Origin of the sequence: Pseudoclavibacter helvolus, assembly GCF_014191305.1 — a bacterium.
Lineage (GTDB): Bacteria > Actinomycetota > Actinomycetes > Actinomycetales > Microbacteriaceae > Pseudoclavibacter > Pseudoclavibacter helvolus.
This window is the reverse complement of sequence record NZ_JACHWJ010000002.1, coordinates 266,961-283,929: the sequence shown is the minus strand read 5'-3', so window position 1 is coordinate 283,929 and position 16,969 is coordinate 266,961. Positions and strand designations below refer to the sequence as shown.

Sequence of the window (16,969 nt, the reverse complement as noted above, 5' to 3'; positions counted from 1 at the left end):
CTCCTGTGGTTACTCTGCGCCGACGAACGTCAGGTCGACGATGGACGGGAGGTCGGTGCCGCCTTCGAGGATGCCGATCTCGGCGGCGATCTTGTCGACGCTGGGGAGCACGGTGTTCAGGTAGTTGCCGCCGAGCTCGGTCTGGTTCTGCTCGAGCGAGAAGAACTGCACGCCGTCGAAGGCGGAGTTGAGCGCTTCCACGTCGCTGCCGAGATTCTCGGCGATGATCGCCCTCGCGGCGTCGGTGTCGGACTCGTAGAAGTCGATGGCGGGGCCCCAGGCGTCGACGACGCTCTGGACGGTCTCGCGGTTCTCCTCGAGGTACGTGTTGTCGACGACGAGGACGTCGCTGATGAGGCCGGCGTTCTCGGCCGCCGTGTAGATCTCGGTGATCTCGGGGCTCGAGGTGCGGGCTTCGGAGATGTAGGGCTCGTAGGTGACCGCCACTGGGATGCTGCCGCCGATGAGGGCGGTTGCCGCTTCGGATGGGTCCATGGGGACGTGCTCGATGTCGTCGAGGCTGAGGCCGTTCTCCTGCAGCGCGTAGCCGAGGAGGAGGTTGCTCACGGAGCCCTCCTCGAAGGCGATCTGCTTGCCCTTGAGGTCGGCGATGTCGGTCACGCTGCCGTCGGAGAGGATCGCGTCGGCGGTGAGGGAGGCGTCGAGCAGCAGGACGATGCTGACGTCGAGGCCCTGTTCGATGAACTGGAGCGCGGTCTGGCTCGCGACGTTAGCGACCTGCACGCGGTCGGAGGCGAACGCCGCGGTCATGTCCGCGTCGTTGGTGAAGTTGGTGATCTCGACGTCGACGCCGGCATCCTCGAAGTAGCCGTTCTCCTGGGCGATGTACCAGGGCCCGTAGCCGAGCCAGGGCTGGATGCCCATGCCGATCGTCGAGGCCTCCCCGTCGGCGGAGGCTGCGGAGTCGGCGGAGCATGCGGTCGTGGCCAGCAGCGCGGCACTCAGAGCGAGGGCTCCCGCGGTGCGGAGTGCGTTCTTGGTGGTGGTCATGGTGGTCCTTCCGGGACTCGGTTCGCTTGGGGCGGGTTGGGTCAAGAATCGGGAGGCCGCGGAGCACAAGCAAATAGCGAGACACGAATCTTCGCATCTAAAAATACGATGCAATTGCCTAGCAATATCCACGAAATCTATACGAAACACAGCCCGCCCAGGGTGGCCGATATGGCAGGCCACCGCGGCCTCCCAGGACGGGAGCACCATGCACGCCACCCTCTTCACGAACGGCCAGCTCTACCTCGGCCGCGGAGTGTTCGCGCACGCTTCGCTGCTGGTCGACGGCGATCGGATCCTGCGAGTCATTGCCGAGGGCGACGAGCTCCCTGCCGCCGAGGAGCTCGTGGATCTCGAGGGCGGCACATTGCTGCCCGGATTCCACGACGCCCACGTCCACCCGCTGCTCGCCGGCATCCAGGCCCTCGGCATCGACCTCAAGCCCGTGCACGACCGAGGCGAGTACCTGGCGCTCATCGCCGCGCACGCCGAAGCGAACCCGAACGCAGACGTGCTGACGGGAGGCGGCTGGTTCGGCGACGTCTTCGCTGACGGGTTCCCCACGGCCGCCGATCTGGACGGCATCGACGACCGGCCCGTGATGCTGCACAGCCACGATGCGCACGGCCTGTGGGTCAACACGGCCGCACTCCAGGCCGCCGGCATCGACGAGACCACCCCCGACCCGGACGGCGGGCGTATCGTGCGCGACGAGAGCGGGCGTCCGACCGGGATGCTCCTGGAATCGGCCGTCGCCCTGGTCGAGCACCTCATCCCGGTGCCGGACAGCACCTTCCTCGAGACCGCCCTCGAGACGGCGCAACGCGAGCTGCACTCGGTCGGCGTCACGACCTGGCAGGACGCGGCCGTCGGCGAGAGCGACCTCGGCCCCGACCCACTGCCCGCCTACCTCAGCCTGGCCGGCGACGGTCGCCTCACGGCGCGCGTCGTGCTCGCCCAGTGGTGGGACCGCGCACGCGGGCTCGAGCAGCTGGCCGACCTCGAGCAGGTCCGCGCGAGCGCCGCGGCGGCCGGCCTGGATGCCGGCACCGTGAAGGTCATGATCGACGGCATGGTCGAGAACCACACGGCGTCGATGCTGGAGCCGTTCGCCGGCCACCCCGGTGACGTCGGCATCGCGTTCCTCAGCCCGGAGACGCTCATCGGGCTCACCACGGCGCTCGACGCCGCAGGCTTCCAGGTGCACTTCCACGCAGTCGGCGACGCCGCCGCCAGGCACGCGCTCGACGCCGTGGAGGCCGCGATCAGGCACCATGGGCTGCGCGGCAACCGGCACCACGTGGCGCACCTGGACCTGATCGACGTGTCCGACGTCTCCCGCTTCGCGGAGCTGGAGGTGGCCGCGAACGTCACCGCCCTCTGGGCTCGGCGCGACGAGGAGATCGTGCACCGCAAGCTGCCGCTGCTCGGCGCGGAACGCGAGCAACGGCACTTTCCATTCGGCGACCTGCACCGTGCTGGTGCGCGGATCGTGGGTGGCAGCGACTGGCCGGTGACGACACCCAACCCGCTCTGGTCGATCAGCACCGCCGTCACCCGCCGGGGGCTGGCCGAGGATCCGCACGCGATCGGGGCCGGCGTGCTCGACGATCCGCTGCTGCCGGAGCAGGCGCTCCCGCTCGGCGTGGCCCTCGACGCCTACCTCGCCGACGCGGCCTGGGTGAACCGCCTCGAGACCGAGACCGGTCGCCTCGAGGCCGGCTGCCTCGCCGACCTGGTCTGGGTCGATGCGGATCTCCGCGAGGTCGGCGCCTACGGCTCGGCGCGCGTTCGTCGCACGTACGTCGGCGGGGAGCTCGTCTACCAGGCCCCTTGAGTGGCTCCCGCCCCGTACTCGGCGACGGAGCGCCGGCACTGCGCGGCGAAGAGCTCCGCCTTCTTGGTGAGCTGCTTCGCGCCGCCTGACCAGGCCAGCACGAGCTCGAGCGGGGGGAGGTTGTCGACGATGTGGAGGTGCCGGAGCTCCCCGCCCGAGTACGTGGATGCGACGCGCGGCTGCTGGTTGAGCAGCGTGAAGCCGTGGCCGCTTCCGACCATGGCGCGCACCGCCTCGAAGCTCGCGAAGCGGTAGCGCACGTGTGGGCGGAGGCCGGCGCGTGTGAACCACTGGAGGAAGTAGTCGCGGCTCACGGGCATGTCGAGGAGCACCATGGGCAGCTCGGCGAGTTCGGCGAGGCTCACGCTCTCGCGGTCGGCGAGCGGATGGTGCACGCTGACGGCTGCGTACAGCGGCACCTCCGCGAGCACCTCGCGCTCGATGTCGGGAGTCAGGCCCAGGTCGTAGGTGAGGGCGATCTCGATGGCCTGACTGGCGAGCGCATCCGGGACCTTCTCTGCCGTCATCTCCGTGACGTCCACGAGGAGTTCGGGGTGCGCCTCGCCGAGGCCGCTGATGACCGATGGGAGGTAGAACGGGGCGAGGGTGCGGAAGCAGCCCACGGTGAGGCGGCCCGCGGTGTTCTCCGGGCGGAGCGCGCCGAGGGCGTCGTCGACCGAGGCGAGGATGCCGCGAGCGCGGACCAGGAAGTCGGCGCCGGTCGCGGTGAGCTGCAGCCCCTTCGCGCGGCGGCGGATGAGCAGCTGCGCGCCGACCGCGGTCTCGAGGTTGGCGATCGCGGTCGAGACGGCGGATTGCGCGACGAAGAGCTCGTCGGCCGCCCAGGTCATGCTCCCCTGCTCAGCGGCGGCCACGAAGTAGCGGAGCTGCGTGAGGGAGACGTCGGTGCGTCCTGTGGCGCGCATGCGGTCCTCGTTTCGAATGTGTTACGGAGATATTGCCGAGCTCTTGCATCTCTATTTTAGATACTTTAGGCCTGCTGTGGCTATTTGCTTTGCCTCGCGCCGGTTCCGAGACTCGATCTCGACAGAGCCGGACAAGCGAAAGCAGCAGGCAATATGCCAACTTCCCCGCACGACCCCCACACGGATCAGGATCGTCTCCCCCGCGAGCACGTCGACGTGCTCGTCGTCGGCGCAGGACAGGCGGGCGTCGCGATGAGCGAGCACCTCGCCGGGAAGGGCATCAGCCACCTGGTCCTGGAGCGCGATCGAATCGCGGAGCGATGGCGCACGGGCCGGTGGGACTCGCTCGTCGCGAACGGGCCGGCCTGGCATGACCGGTTCCCGAGCCTGGAGTTCCCGAACCTCGCTCCTGACGGGTTCGCCACGAAGGATCAGGTGGCCGACTACTTCGAGGAGTACGTGCAGCGCTTCTGCGGCCCGGTGCGCACGGGCGTCGAGGTGACGGCGGTGCGGCGTCGTCCCGGTTCCCCGGAGTTCGACGTCGACACGTCGGCGGGGCGCATCTCGGCGGGCGCCGTCGTGGCGGCGACCGGGGCCTTCCAGGTGCCGGTGGTTCCGGCGATCGTCCCGGAGAGCGACGCGATCACGCAGCTGCACTCGGCCGACTACCGGAACCCAGCGCAGCTGCCTCCCGGCGCGGTGCTTGTCGTCGGTGCCGGCTCCTCCGGCGTGCAGATCGCCGCGGAGCTCCGGCGAGCCGGCCGCGAGGTCTTCCTCTCGGTCGGCCCGCACGAGCGGCCCCCGCGCAGCTACCGTGGCCGCGACTTCGTCTGGTGGCTCGGAGTGCTGAACAAGTGGGATGCGTCGACGCCGCCGCTGGGGGCGAAGCACGTGACGATCGCCGTGAGCGGCGCCGACGGAGGGCACACGGTCGATTTCCGCGGCCTCGCCGCGGCCGGCATCACGCTCGTGGGGCGCACCGAGTCGGCCGACGGAACGCTGCTGCGGTTCGCGCCTGACCTCGGCGACAACATCGCCAGAGGCGACGCGAACCTGCGTGCGCTGCTCGCAGAGGCGGACGCCTACGTGGAGCGAACGGGCATCGACCTCCCTCCGGAACCGGAGGCGCACCTCCTGGGCCCTGATCCCGACTCCGTCACCAACCCGCTGCTGGAGCTCGACCTCGAGGAGGCCGGCGTCACGAGCATCGTCTGGGCCACCGGCTACTCGGCCGACTACTCGTGGCTGCCGGAGGGGGCCGTGGATGAGCGCGGCAAGCCCGTGCACCTGCGCGGCGTCTCGGCGGCCCCCGGCATCTACTTCCTCGGCCTGCCGTGGCAGTCGAGGCGCGGCTCGAGCTTCATCTGGGGCGTCTGGCACGATGCGGGTCACCTCGCCGACCACATCGCCATCCAGCGCAGCTACCTCGCCTACTCCCCTGGCGCCGACACCGAGCCCGACCCCGTTCCGACCAGACAGGCTCACGCGAGCCATGTCCTCGAGACCCTGGAGCACTGACATGACGACGCACACGCGCATCCGCCCGTTCAACACGAAGGAGACGTACCCCGAGCAGGAGCTCGACAACGACCTCTGCCAGGCGGTGGTCGCCGGCGGGGTCGTGTACCTGCGCGGCCAGATCGGCCAGGACCTGGACTCGCGCGAGAGCGTGGGCATCGGCGACGTCGAGGCGCAGGCGGAGAAGGCGATGGCGAACATCGACCTCCTGCTGCGCGAGAGCGGCTCGCAGCTCGCGGACATCGTGAAGGTCGTCGTCTACCTCACCGACATCCGCTACCGCGAGCCGGTCTACCGGGTGATGGGTCGCTGGCTGAAGGGCGTCCACCCGGTGTCGACGGGGCTCGTCGTCGACGCGCTCGCGCGGCCGGAGTGGCTCGTCGAGATCGATGCGACTGCCGTCATCAGCGAGCCGGCAGCGGACGCCGGAATCGAGGGCACACGATGACGCTCTCGCTCACGGCCAGGTCGTCCGATGGTGCGCTCGGCATCATCATCTCCTCCTCGAGCCCGGCCGTCGCCTCCCGCTGCGTGCACCTGCGGGCGGGTGTCGGCGCATCCGCCTCGCAGAACGTGACCAACCCGGCGCTCGGCGGTGCGGTGCTCGACGCCCTCGAGTCGGGGGCGACAGCGGATGCGGCGCTCGAGGCCGCCCTCGCCGGCGACGAGTTCCCCGACTTCCGCCAGCTGACGGCGGTGGATGCGCTCGGCAGTGTTGCGGTGCGCTCCGGTGCGCGGGCCCTCGGCGTGCACGGCGAGCACGTCGGCGACTCGTGCGTGGCGGCCGGCAACCTGCTCGCGGGCGACGGCGTGCTGGCCGCGATGGTGGCCGGCTTCGAGTCGGCGGACGGGCCGTTCGAGGAACGGCTGATGGCCGGCCTGCGCGCGGCTGCAGACGCCGGTGGCGAGGCGGGCGAGCTGCGCTCGGCGGGCCTCGCGGTCGTCGAGGGGGCTTCCTGGCGCGTCACCGACCTGCGCGTCGACGACCACGATGACCCGGTGGGCGAGCTCGAGCGGCTCGTGCGGCTGTGGCTGCCGCAGAAGGATGCCTACCTGAGCCGGGCCCTCCGGCCAGACGAGGCCCCCTCGTACGGGGTGCCAGGCGACGAGGCGGACGAGTGAGCGCCGCGGGCCGCGCGCCGGGGGCCGTCGATTCAGGTGGCGCCCTCAAGGACGAGGTGCGCGCGCGGGTCGAGGCGGCGAGCGCGCGCATCCTGGGCGTCAGCCACGCGCTGCACGCCGCCCCCGAGGTGGCGTGGCGGGAGCATCGCTCCGCCGAGCTCATCGTGGCGGCGCTCGAGGAGGCGGGCCTCACGGTCGAGACCGGGAGCGCCGGGCTGCCGACGGCGTTCGTCGCGACGGCGGGCGCGGGTCCGCGAACGGCCGCGGTCATCGCCGAGTACGACGCCCTGGCCGGGCTCGGACACGCGTGCGGGCACAACATCATCTCGGCGGCTGCCGTGGGCGCGGCGATCGCGCTCGCCCCGGTGGCCGACGAGCTCGGCCTCACCGTGAGGGTCATCGGCACGCCGGCCGAGGAGGGCGGCGGGGGCAAGATCGTCATGCTCGAGCGCGGCGTCTTCGAGGGCGTCGACCTCGCGATGATGGTGCATCCGGGGCCGGATGACGCGGCCTGGGCCCGCCCGCGCGCCGTCGCCCACTTCGACGTCGAGTACACGGGGGTCGAGTCGCATGCGTCCGCCTACCCGCAGCTCGGCGTGAACGCGGCCGACGCGTTCACCGTCGCGCAGACGGCGATCGGCCTGCTCCGCCAGCAGCTCCCGGACGGGGTGCGCGTGCACGGCATCGTGCGCGAGGCCGGCACGGCGCCGAACGCGATCCCGGCGATGGCGCTCGGCAGCTGGTACGTGCGCGCCGATGATCTCGAGCAGCTCGACGCGCTGTTCCCGCGCGTCGCCGCCTGCTTCGAGGCTGGCGCCCTCGCGACGGGATGCACGATGCGACTCGAGGAGACGAGCGGGCGCTACGCCGAGTTCCGGAACGACGCACCGCTGCTCGGCGCCTTCGCCGAGAACGCGGCAGCGCTCGGCCGGGACATGGACCTGGCCGAGAAGAAGCCAGCGGGTATGAACACGGCGTCGACCGACATGGGCAACGTCTCTCGCCTCGTCCGGTCCATCCACCCGTACCTGGGCATCGACTCGGCGCCGGCCGTCAACCACCAGGCGGCGTTCGCCGCCGCGGCCGCGACTCCGGCCGCAGACCGCGCCGCGCTCGACGGGGCGATCCTGATGGCGCAGACCATCATCGACGACGCGCTCGCGCACCTTCCCGCACGAGCGATCGACGGTGCGAGCACGAGCACGAGCACCAGCACCGCGTCAGTGCCCAACTCCGAGGAGCAGTCCGCATGAACGACCTGACCGCCTGGCGGGCGATCGCCGATTCCGTCACCCCGCGCACGCGCCTCTTCATCGGCGGCGAGTTCACCGACGCCGCCTCGGGCGACACGTTCGAGACGTTCAACCCTGCGGACGGCACGGTGCTCGCGACGGTCGCGCGCGGCGCATCCGTCGATGTCGACCGGGCCGTCGCCGCCGCGAGGGCGTCGTTCGAGCGAGGCGTGTGGTCGAGAGCTGCACCCGGTGAGCGCAAGCGTGTGCTGCTCGCGGTCGCGGATGCGATTCGGGCGGCAGCCGACGAGCTCGCCGTGCTCGATTCGCTGGATGGGGGCAAGCTCATCAGCGCGACCTCGACGATCGACGTGCCCGGTACGGCCGCGATCCTGCAGTGGTATGCCGAGGCGATCGACAAGCGCTACGGGGAGGTCGCCCCTGTTGCGGCGCCTGACCTGGCGATCATCACGCGTGAGCCGGTGGGGGTCGTCGGCGCCGTCGTGCCGTGGAACTACCCGCTCGAGACGGCCATGTGGAAGATCGCGCCTGCGCTCGCCGCTGGCAACAGCGTGGTGCTGAAGCCTGCTGAGGAGAGCCCCCTGTCGGCGCTGCGGCTCGCGGAGATCGCGGTCGCTGCGGGGCTGCCGGAGGGCGTGCTGAACGTCGTGTCGGGCCTCGGCGTCGAGGCGGGGCAGGCGCTCGGCCTCCACCCGGACGTCGACGTCATCGCCTTCACGGGATCGACCGCCGTCGGGAAGCGGTTCCTCGAGTACTCGGCTCGCTCGAACATGAAGGCCGTCTGGCTCGAGTGCGGCGGGAAGAGCGCGAACCTCGTGTTCCCGGACGTCGACGACCTCGAGATGGTGGCCGATGCGGCTGCCGCGGGTATCTTCACCTGCTCTGGCCAGGTGTGCTCCGCGAACTCCCGGTTGCTGGTGCACTCCTCGATCGCGGAGCGCCTCTCGGAGCTGGTCGCGGAGCGCGCCGCCGGCCTCGTCGTCGGCGATCCGCTCGATCCGGCCACGCAGCTGGGTCCGCTCGTGAGCGCGAGGCAGCTCGAGCGCGTGCACGACTACATGGTGTCCGGGAGCGCCGAGGCGCGACTCGTGACGGGTGGTGTGCGTGCGGCGGATGCGAGTGGCGGCTACTTCGCGTCGCCCACCGTGTTCGCGGGCGTGCGACCGGATGCGCGCATCGCGACGGAGGAGATCTTCGGCCCCGTCCTCGCCGTCACCGCGTTCGAGACGGAGGCCGAGGCCGTAGCGCTGGCGAACGCGAGCGAGTACGGCCTCGCCGCGTCGGTGTTCACCGACAGCATCCACCGCGCGCATCGGGTCGCGTCGGCCCTCAAGGTGGGCACGGTCTCCGTGAACACGGTCGACGCGCTCGACGTGACGACCCCCTTTGGCGGCGTCAAGCAGTCCGGCAGCGGCCGCGACCTGTCGCTGCATGCGTTCGACAACTACACCTCGCTCAAGACGACCTGGTTCGCCGGCCGATGAGCGCATCCCTCTCCGCGAAAGGCTCCACCATGACGCATCCGCTTGCCCGGCTCAGTGCCGAGGAGATCGACCTGAACCGAACGCTCGTGCTCGCCGCCGGTCACGACGAAGCCTCGACGGCTTTCATGCTCACGAACCTCGTCGAGCCGGACAAGGCGGAGGTGCTGGCCGGGACGGTGCGCGAGCGTCGGGTCGGCAACGTGCTGCTCGATCGGCGTGATGGCACGGTGACGGAGCTGGTGACGGAGCTCACCTCGCCGCGCGTGGCGAGCAGTCGCGTCGTGGATGTGGAGCGGGAGGGGCAGCCACCTATCGTCGATGAGGAGTTCGACCGGGTCGAGGAGCTGCTTCGCAGGCACGAGGGGTGGGTGGCGGCGATGGCTCGCCGTGGGATCACGGACGTGTCGCTGGTGCGCATATCGGCGCTGTCGGCGGGCCGCTTCGGCCTGCCCGGCGAGGAGGGGCGGCGCATCGTGCGGTGCCTGTCGTTCCTGCAGCAGGACCCTGACGACAACGCGTGGGCGCATCCGGTGGACGGGGTGGTCGCGTACCTGGATCTCATCTCGGGCGAGGTGCTGGAGCTCATCGACGACCGCATCTTCGAGGTGCCGGCGCGGCGCGAGAACTACCACCTGAAGGCGGAGCGACCGGCGGCCCGGACGACGCAGAAGCCGATCGTGATCACGCAGCCGGAGGGGCCGAGCTTCGCGGTCGACGGTGATGTCGTGGAGTGGGAGAAGTGGCGCTTCCGCATCGGCTACAACCAGGTGGAGGGGCTGACGCTGCACGAGATCGGCTTCACCGATGGCGGGCGTCTTCGGCCGATCGTGTACCGCGCGTCGATCGCGGAGATGGTGGTGCCGTACGGCGACCCGAGCCCGGTGCGGTTCTGGCAGAACTACTTCGATGCTGGCGAGTACTCGCTCGGCAAGGTCGCGAACTCGCTGGAGCTGGGCTGCGACTGCCTGGGCGAGATCCGCTACTTCGACGCGACGATCGCGGCGACGGATGGCCGGCCGCGCACCATCCGGAACGCGATCTGCATGCACGAGGAAGATGCGTCGATCCTGTGGAAGCACAGCGACGAGTACACGCATTCGAGCGATGTGCGGCGGAACCGGCGCCTGGTGGTGTCGTTCTTCATCACGGTCGGCAACTACGACTACGGCTTCTACTGGCACCTGTACCTCGACGGGCGCATCGAGTTGGAGTGCAAGGCGACGGGGGTGGTGTTCGCGTCGGCGTTCCCCGGTCCGCTCGAGGATGGCGGCGAGTATCCGTGGGCGTCGGAGATCGCCCCGGGTGTGGGGGCTCCCTACCACCAGCATCTGTTCTCGGCGCGACTGGATATGACGGTCGACGGTGTCGAGAATTCGGTGGAGGAGCTGGCGGCGCAGCGGGTGCCGATGGGTGGGGGCAATCCGTACGGCAACGGGTTCACGTTGGCGACGACGCGGTTGAGGTCGGAGCTGGAGGGCGTGCGCGAGGCTGACGGCAAGCGGGGCGTGGTGTGGCGGGTCATCAATCCGGAGTCGCTGAACTGTGTGGGCCAGCCGGTCGGCTACGTGCTGCGCCCGGAGGGTGGTCTGCCGCGATGTTTTCGGACTGTCCCCAGCCTGAATGCGATGACTTTTATGCTGCCAACGTGAGTGGCCCGTGATGGACCTGATTCGGCGTTTGATACCCTAACCCCGAATGGCGACGCCGACTGTTATAGAACCCCTCGATATAGCGAACGATATCCTTCCGAGCATGCTTCTTGCTCGGATACGTCGTCCGATACACTCGCTCATTTTTCAAGGCAGCGAAGAATGATTCGGCCATCGCGTTATCCCAACATACACCAGTTCGCCCCATCGAGGAACGCATTCCGAGATCTTTCACCGACTTCCGAAAATCGCTGGACGTGTAGACACTTCCGCGATCGGAATGGAACACAGCGCCCTCCTCAATCGGTGTGCTCTCGGCGGCATTTCTGAGCGCCTGCTCGATCAACTCGGTCCGCATGTGGTCCTCAATGGCCCACCCAACGACTTTCTTTGAATAGCAATCGATGACGGTCGCGAGATACACGAAACCCTGCCAGGTGTGAATGTAGGTGATATCGCCGACGAATTTCCGACCCGGTCGGGTGGCCGTGAAGTCGCGCTCGACGAGATCCGGGAGGGCATGCTCCTCGCCATCCGTGGTTGTCGTGACTCGGAACGGTCGAGGCTGGCAGGCCACAAGCTTGTGCTCAGCCATCAGGCGGCGAACGAGCTCCGGGGAACAGTGCGTGCCAGCCTCGGCAAGGTCAGCGTGAATTCGCCGATACCCATACGTCCCGTCCGACGCTTCGAAGAACATTGTGATCTTCTCGACAAGTGCGTCTCGTCGCTCCTGCGTGCGAGTTGGCGTCGGGTCCCTCCAGGAATAGAAACCAGATTTCGAAACACCAAGCCAAGCGCACATTTTCGTGACGGAATGATTAACACTCGCGTCAATGGTCAGGGAGTCAATGTATTCATACTTGCTCACTACCGCTGCTCCCGCGCGAAGTAAGCCGTAGCTTTTTTCAGGAACGCGGTCTCCGCCCGTAGCTCCAGGACTTCCTTCTCGAGCTCACGGAGTCGCTCTCGCTCCGATCCACTCACAGGGAGTTCCGTGACCGGGTTGTCCGCCCGATACTTCGCGAGCCAATTCCGGAGAGTCTCCGCGCCCACACCATACGACGCTGCAACGTCCTTGATCGGTTTCGACGACGCGATCACCTCCTGACAGAGCTCGTCCTTAAATTCCTGCGTAAATCTTCTACGAGACATGAATTGCCCCTCCCGGCGACTTCCCTACCCAATTTACCGGGGAGCTACTGTCCGAGAACATAGCGGCAGCCCAGGGGCAGCCGAGTCTCCTCGCCGATCCTGCGTCGTCGATCGCGCGGAGGGCGGCGTTCACGACGAAGGATCTGTGGGTGACGAGGTACAGCCCGATGGAGCGTTTCCCGTCGGGCGAGCTGGTGAACCAGAACGACGGGTTCGGCACGATCGATGGCTGGGTGGCGCGGAACGCTGGCATCGACGGGCAGGACATCGTGCTGTGGCACACGTTCGGGCTCACCCATTTCCCGCGCACCGAGGACTGGCCGATCATGCCCGTCGATTCGACGGGGTTCAGTCTCGTGCCGCACGGGTTCTTCGACAGGAACCCAACCCTGGACGTGCCGGAGCCGATGAAGGCGCACGGGGCGGTGAGCTCCTGCTGCGCTGCGGAGGAGGTCGGCGGCCAGGATGCGGCGGGCGGGTCGGGTGAGTCGGGCGGATCCGGGGAGTCGGGTGGGTGCTGCGGGGCGGGGCCGGTCGCGCACGGGTAGCGGGGTGCGGGTGGCCGGGGCGGTGCGCGGCTGGTCAGTTCGGGTTCTTCGAGCCCGCTGGGGTTGCGGTGGCCGCGTCGACGAGGTCTCTGAGGTCCGCGGCGCGGAGGCCGGGCCACCCGTGATTCGGCTCTGTGACTGGCCCCGGGAGGGCTTCGGCGCCGTGGACGGCACCGGCGAGTGACCCGGCGATGGCGGCGACGGTGTCGGTGTCGTTGCCTCCGCGGACGGCGCGTTCGAGTGCATCCACTGCTGACGTGGCACCGGTGATCGCGGCGAGTGCGCCTTGGAAGGCGCGGACGACCCAGCCGTTCTGTTCGGAGAAGTCGCGGGGGTGGGCGCCGGGCGCGAGCGCTTCCTCGGTGAAGCCGCGCCACCTGTCGCGGCGTTCGCTGGGGAGGGCGTCGAGCTGGCTGAGGACGTCGAGTTCGCCGGTGCGGATGGCGTGGCGGATGCTGAGGCACCAGAGCACGCCGGCATCGGCGTTGTCGTCTTCCCAGTGGGTGAGCTGCGCGATGCGGGCGGCGGCGTCGGCGAGGTCGCGCTCTTGGCCGTCGGCGAGGTAGCCGAGGGCGACGGGGCCGGTGCGCATGAGGGCGCCGTTGCCGCCGCTTCGGCCGGCGCGCAGGTGGACGTCGCGGGCGGCGCCGCGGGCTCGGTCTTCTGTGACCTCTCCTTCGAGGGCGGACAGCACGGTGCGCGTCTGCGCTCCAACGTCCTTCGCATCCCGAGCCCACTCACGCCAAGCGACGACGATTCGTGCGAGCACATGGGCGTCGTTCAGCGACTCCCCCGCCGCGAGGCCCTGAAGGATCGGCATGGCCATGGAGGTGTCGTCGGTCCACTCGCCGACCCCGTGGCCGAACACGCCGACACCGTAGGACACGGGCGTCGCATCCGAGAGCGGCGGCCCGAACTCGTACTGCGAGCCGAGGGCGTCGCCGACAGCGGATGCGAGGACGGCGCCGCGTGCGCGGTCGAGCTGGGGTGGGGTGAGGGTCATGTTCCTAGTGTGCAATGTGCCACCGACAAAGCGGTGGGCGGGTCGAACCAGAGTCCGAGTCCGCAACGATCGTGCGTACCGAAGCAGCAAAGTAGCCCAAACGGGCGATCAATACGCGAATGCGCCCAGGCTGAGTCACGTTGGCCTACAAAAGTCGCTACGTTCACCTCATCGATTCAACATCGAATCGTGCAGACGCCTGGGGGGACAGATGGAATTCTGGGGAAGCATCGCCGAATGGGTAGCCGCGTTCGCTGCAGTCTCTGCTCTCGTCGCTGCAGTTTGGGCTGGCAGAACTTCTGCGGCATTGTTCACGATCGAACGTGCTCGCGATCACGACAACGCGAATCGCATCAGACAGCAGCAAGCAACGCTCATCTCCGCGTGGACGGTTTCCTGCCCCGACCACGAGCTCGAGCAGTTCCGCGGTGCGCCCATCGAAGAGTCAGACGGCGTGCGCATCCAGAACTCGTCGAACGCTCCTGTCCACGATGTTGTTGTTCGAAGCAGCTCGTTTGCAGGCATGAACAAGGACGCGACGTTGAGCATCGTTCCGCCGGGGGATCTTGTCATGCTCCGCAACAAGAAGTTCCCCTGGTCTCTCGCGAAGCCGAGAAGCTACATCAAGGGCACTATCCACCCGATCACGAAGCGTCCAGAATGGCGCGTGCACTCCATTGCGTTCACCGATGCCAGCGGCGTGCGCTGGGAGCGAAGTGGCAGCGTCCTCCGCGAGCTCAACGGGAACGCAGACGCAGCTCCGGCCGTGACGAATTCGGCACATGTCTGAACCTTCCGCGGTTGACGACGCGTTCTACGTCTACGGCCTCATCGATCCGAAGGTCGCTCGCGAAACCGCAGATGAGCTCTTTGCCGTGTTCTATGTGGGCAAGGGAAAAGGACGACGCTGGAAGCAGCATTCCAGGGACGTCCAGGAAGCACTCATCATCTCCGAGCGACTCGGTTCGAAGCAGGCGACGATCCGCCGCATCTTGGAACGCGGTGAATCGATTCCTGCGCTGATCTTCGCGGAGGGTATCGAGACGGAGAAGGACGCCTACAACGTGGAGCAACTCGCGATGACGCTCGTTGAGGCCTTACTTCGTACACAGGGCCGCTCACTGTCGAACGCGACGCCCGGGCATGGACAGCAGGTGACCCGCATCCCTGGCACGCTGATCCAGGAAGTCCAGCAGGGCGAGGACGACAGAGGCCAAGAACCGATAAGTGCCTCGTTCCCTCACATACCTGTCGAGATAAGCCCGCGGCGACGCAATGTCAGCGTCCAGCCTTTCAGCCATCCGGTGCTTCTCGTGAAGGGGACGCGCGAGCCGCTCGCCCTGTTCGAGAATCGACTGGCCGATGCGTCCCTGCTCTCGGCCGGCTTCGGTGCTCTCGCCGACCGGATCAAGGTGCTCGAGTCTGTTGAAGTCGAACGCGAGCGGCGGGGTTGGGACCCTGACGAGCCCTGGGAAGGCGCAGAGGCGAGTGTCAGAGCTCGCCGCTACTGGCCGATCGCAGGTTGGAGGGTCGTTTCGTGGATGCAAGGGGCCGGAGACCGTCCGCGGGATCTGCTCCTGGGTATCCCGACGCCAAGCGGTCAGACTGTCGTTCGATATGCATGGCGCATCGACTACGACGGGCAGTGGGAGTTCTACCCGGAAGGGAAACGTTGGGGCATCCCTCTCGGAGAGCAGCTGCTCAAGCACGAGCTACTGAACACGGTGCTGGTGGAGAACCGAGACGACGACTCTGACGCTGAGACGCAGGTGCTCCTCAATCACGCGGCGGGGTGGCGCCACCTCCAGTGAACGTTCGGGCCTGACGGCCGGCCTGATCACTTGCCGCGCAGCGAATCTCTGCGGGTGAAGTGCATCGTCCGGGACCGAGTACCCGTTCTGTGCGGCCAGAGCCGCCGGGGTTCACAGCGCCTCGGCGGCTCCTCCGGTCAGGCAGTGCGCGGGGAAGCGCAATGCTTCGGTTACGCGCGAGGGGCAGTCTGAGGCTCGGAAGCCGGTGCTGCGTCTACGCCAACGCGGGCAGGCAGCAGCATCCCGACTACGAAGAAAGCGGCCAGCACAACACCCCAGATGATCGCGGCGACGACCCCGCCGACGAGGAACGGGAAGTTCCAGATCGCGATGACCAGCACGAGGACAAGCCCGATGCCACCCGCCAACGACGCGACCGTGACCCAGGACGAGGCTGTCCCGTCGGCCGCATCCCGCTTCAGGCGTGCGCGGAAGGCGACGACGGCGAAGCTCGCGAGTGTCATCATGACGATGACACCCACGGCGCCCGCTCCGGAGTACCAGGTGTAGATCTGCAGCACCGGGTCGAGCTGCGCGAGCGCGGAGACGACAACCACGACCGCGGTAATGATCGTCACCCACAGGGATGCGCGCGACGGCGCCGAGTGCTTCGGGTGCACGGCGGCGAGGGTGCGCGGGAGCACGTCCCGCTCCCCCAGCGTGAAGAGGTAGCGGGTGACGATGTTGTGGAACGCGAGCATGCACGCGAACATGCTCGTCACGACGAGCACCTGCACGATGTCGGCCATGATCGGCGCGACCACGTCGCCGGCGAGGCCGACGACGACGCCGGCTGGGTCTTCGTTCGAGAGGGCGACCGCGTCATCGGCACCGAGGCCCGCGATGACGAGCCACGAGGAGACGAAGTAGAGGGCACCGACGGCGATGACCGCGATGTAGGTGGCGCGCGGAACCGTGCGCTCGGGGTCGCGGGCTTCGTTGCGGAACACGGCGGTCGCTTCGAAGCCGAAGAAGCCCAGGAACGCGAAGAGCAACCCGAGTCCGGGCGTGCCTGAGACGGCTTCGCTGACGCTGAACGGCAGCGTCGTGAGCTCACGCCCGGAGGCGAGCACGCCCACGTCGATGACGATGACCGCGACGACCTCGAGCACCAGCACGACGCCGAGCACCTTCGCGGAGAGATCGATGTTGCGGTAGCCGAGGAACCCGACGATCGCGATCATGAGGCCCGAGATGATCCACCAGGGCACCTGCATCCCGGTCCACAGCTCGAAGAGGTTGCCGGCCTGAACGCCGAGGTAGCAGGTCATCGACACGGTGAGCAGCACGTAGGAGAGCAGGGCGATGGATGCGGTGCCCAGCCCCAGGCGTCGCCCGAGCCCGCGGTCGACGTACGAGTAGAAGGCGCCAGCGTCTGGCACGTGCGGGGTCATCCACGCGTATCCGACGGAGAAGAGCAACAGGATCGCGGTGGCGACGAGCACCATGAGGGGTGCGCCGACGGAGCCGGAGACACCGAAGATGATCGGGAAGTTCGCTGCGACCACGGTGATGGGCGCGGCGGCCGCGATCACCATGAACACGATTCCGGGCACGCCGAGCTTGCGGGTGAGTGTCTGCGTCAAAGGGGTGTCCTCTTCTCGGGCGAGCCGAAGAAGGGGGCGGGGCTCGCGCGGGTACCTGAGAACTGTAGT

Annotated in this window: 14 protein-coding genes and 1 pseudogene; 10 read left to right on the top strand and 5 right to left on the bottom strand. The window is 68.3% G+C overall.

The window, feature by feature from the left end; all coding sequences use genetic code 11:
* Nucleotides 1–9: 9 nt before the first annotated feature.
* The gene (locus FHX72_RS08215) at nucleotides 10–1,011 is read right to left on the bottom strand and encodes an ABC transporter substrate-binding protein (protein ID WP_183624308.1); all 1,002 of its coding nucleotides are present in this window, start codon (nucleotides 1,009–1,011) and stop codon (nucleotides 10–12) included.
* A 208-nt stretch (nucleotides 1,012–1,219) separates the two neighbouring features.
* Between FHX72_RS08215 and FHX72_RS08210 the strand changes: the two genes are divergently transcribed.
* Complete coding sequence (locus FHX72_RS08210) at nucleotides 1,220–2,848, top strand: amidohydrolase (RefSeq protein WP_183624306.1); 1,629 nt, start codon at nucleotides 1,220–1,222, stop codon at nucleotides 2,846–2,848.
* On the opposite strand, the gene FHX72_RS08205 is transcribed toward FHX72_RS08210, so the two are convergent.
* Nucleotides 2,833–3,774 carry a LysR family transcriptional regulator gene (locus FHX72_RS08205; protein WP_179557312.1) on the bottom strand — a complete coding sequence of 314 codons (942 nt, stop codon included), beginning with the start codon at nucleotides 3,772–3,774 and terminating at the stop codon, nucleotides 2,833–2,835. The genes FHX72_RS08210 and FHX72_RS08205 overlap by 16 nt on opposite strands.
* 153 nt (nucleotides 3,775–3,927) lie before the next feature.
* Here FHX72_RS08205 and FHX72_RS08200 point away from each other — a divergent pair, with 153 nt between their 5' ends.
* The 6 genes from FHX72_RS08200 to FHX72_RS08175 are packed head-to-tail and all read left to right on the top strand — an operon-like array spanning nucleotide 3,928 to nucleotide 10,800.
* Complete coding sequence (locus FHX72_RS08200; protein WP_183624304.1) at nucleotides 3,928–5,292, top strand: flavin-containing monooxygenase; 1,365 nt, start codon at nucleotides 3,928–3,930, stop codon at nucleotides 5,290–5,292.
* A gap of 1 nt (nucleotide 5,293) precedes the next feature.
* Nucleotides 5,294–5,740, top strand: a complete 447-nt coding sequence (locus FHX72_RS08195) for a RidA family protein (RefSeq protein ID WP_183624302.1) — start codon at nucleotides 5,294–5,296, stop codon at nucleotides 5,738–5,740.
* Nucleotides 5,737–6,414 (top strand): DUF1028 domain-containing protein, encoded by a 678-nt coding sequence (locus tag FHX72_RS08190; RefSeq protein WP_183624300.1) that lies wholly within the window; start codon nucleotides 5,737–5,739, stop codon nucleotides 6,412–6,414. The genes FHX72_RS08195 and FHX72_RS08190 overlap by 4 nt, the downstream gene beginning before the upstream one ends.
* Entirely contained in the window at nucleotides 6,411–7,667 is a 1,257-nt protein-coding gene (locus tag FHX72_RS08185) for an amidohydrolase (RefSeq protein WP_338110087.1), read from the top strand. Before FHX72_RS08190 ends, FHX72_RS08185 begins: the two co-directional genes overlap by 4 nt.
* Nucleotides 7,664–9,151: an aldehyde dehydrogenase family protein gene (locus tag FHX72_RS08180; protein ID WP_183624298.1), complete on the top strand. Its 1,488-nt coding sequence runs from the start codon at nucleotides 7,664–7,666 to the stop codon at nucleotides 9,149–9,151. Before FHX72_RS08185 ends, FHX72_RS08180 begins: the two co-directional genes overlap by 4 nt.
* Nucleotides 9,148–10,800 (top strand): primary-amine oxidase, encoded by a 1,653-nt coding sequence (locus tag FHX72_RS08175; RefSeq protein ID WP_183624296.1) that lies wholly within the window; start codon nucleotides 9,148–9,150, stop codon nucleotides 10,798–10,800. The genes FHX72_RS08180 and FHX72_RS08175 overlap by 4 nt, the downstream gene beginning before the upstream one ends.
* On the opposite strand, the gene FHX72_RS08170 is transcribed toward FHX72_RS08175, so the two are convergent.
* A protein-coding gene (locus FHX72_RS08170) for an IS3 family transposase (RefSeq protein ID WP_183623042.1) occupies nucleotides 10,784–11,952 on the bottom strand; the annotation gives its coding sequence in 2 pieces (ribosomal slippage) (nucleotides 10,784–11,697 and nucleotides 11,697–11,952; 1,170 coding nt in all). The two genes, FHX72_RS08175 and FHX72_RS08170, sit on opposite strands and share 17 nt — an antisense overlap.
* 68 nt (nucleotides 11,953–12,020) lie before the next feature.
* Here FHX72_RS08170 and FHX72_RS08165 point away from each other — a divergent pair.
* Nucleotides 12,021–12,500, top strand: a pseudogene (locus FHX72_RS08165) (copper amine oxidase); the annotation flags it as partial.
* A 34-nt stretch (nucleotides 12,501–12,534) separates the two neighbouring features.
* On the opposite strand, the gene FHX72_RS08160 reads toward FHX72_RS08165, so the two are convergent.
* A complete protein-coding gene (locus tag FHX72_RS08160; protein WP_183624294.1) occupies nucleotides 12,535–13,503 on the bottom strand; it encodes an ADP-ribosylglycohydrolase family protein in 969 nt (322 codons plus the stop codon).
* Between the two features lie 211 nt (nucleotides 13,504–13,714).
* On the opposite strand from FHX72_RS08160, the gene FHX72_RS08155 reads away from it, so the two are divergent.
* Entirely contained in the window at nucleotides 13,715–14,293 is a 579-nt protein-coding gene (locus FHX72_RS08155) for a hypothetical protein (RefSeq protein WP_183624292.1), read from the top strand.
* The gene (locus tag FHX72_RS08150) at nucleotides 14,286–15,314 is read left to right on the top strand and encodes a GIY-YIG nuclease family protein (RefSeq protein WP_183624290.1); all 1,029 of its coding nucleotides are present in this window, start codon (nucleotides 14,286–14,288) and stop codon (nucleotides 15,312–15,314) included. Before FHX72_RS08155 ends, FHX72_RS08150 begins: the two co-directional genes overlap by 8 nt.
* A 170-nt stretch (nucleotides 15,315–15,484) precedes the next feature.
* Here FHX72_RS08150 and FHX72_RS08145 read toward each other — a convergent pair whose 3' ends face one another.
* Complete coding sequence (locus FHX72_RS08145) at nucleotides 15,485–16,900, bottom strand: APC family permease (protein ID WP_183624288.1); 1,416 nt, start codon at nucleotides 16,898–16,900, stop codon at nucleotides 15,485–15,487.
* Nucleotides 16,901–16,969 lie beyond the last annotated feature (69 nt).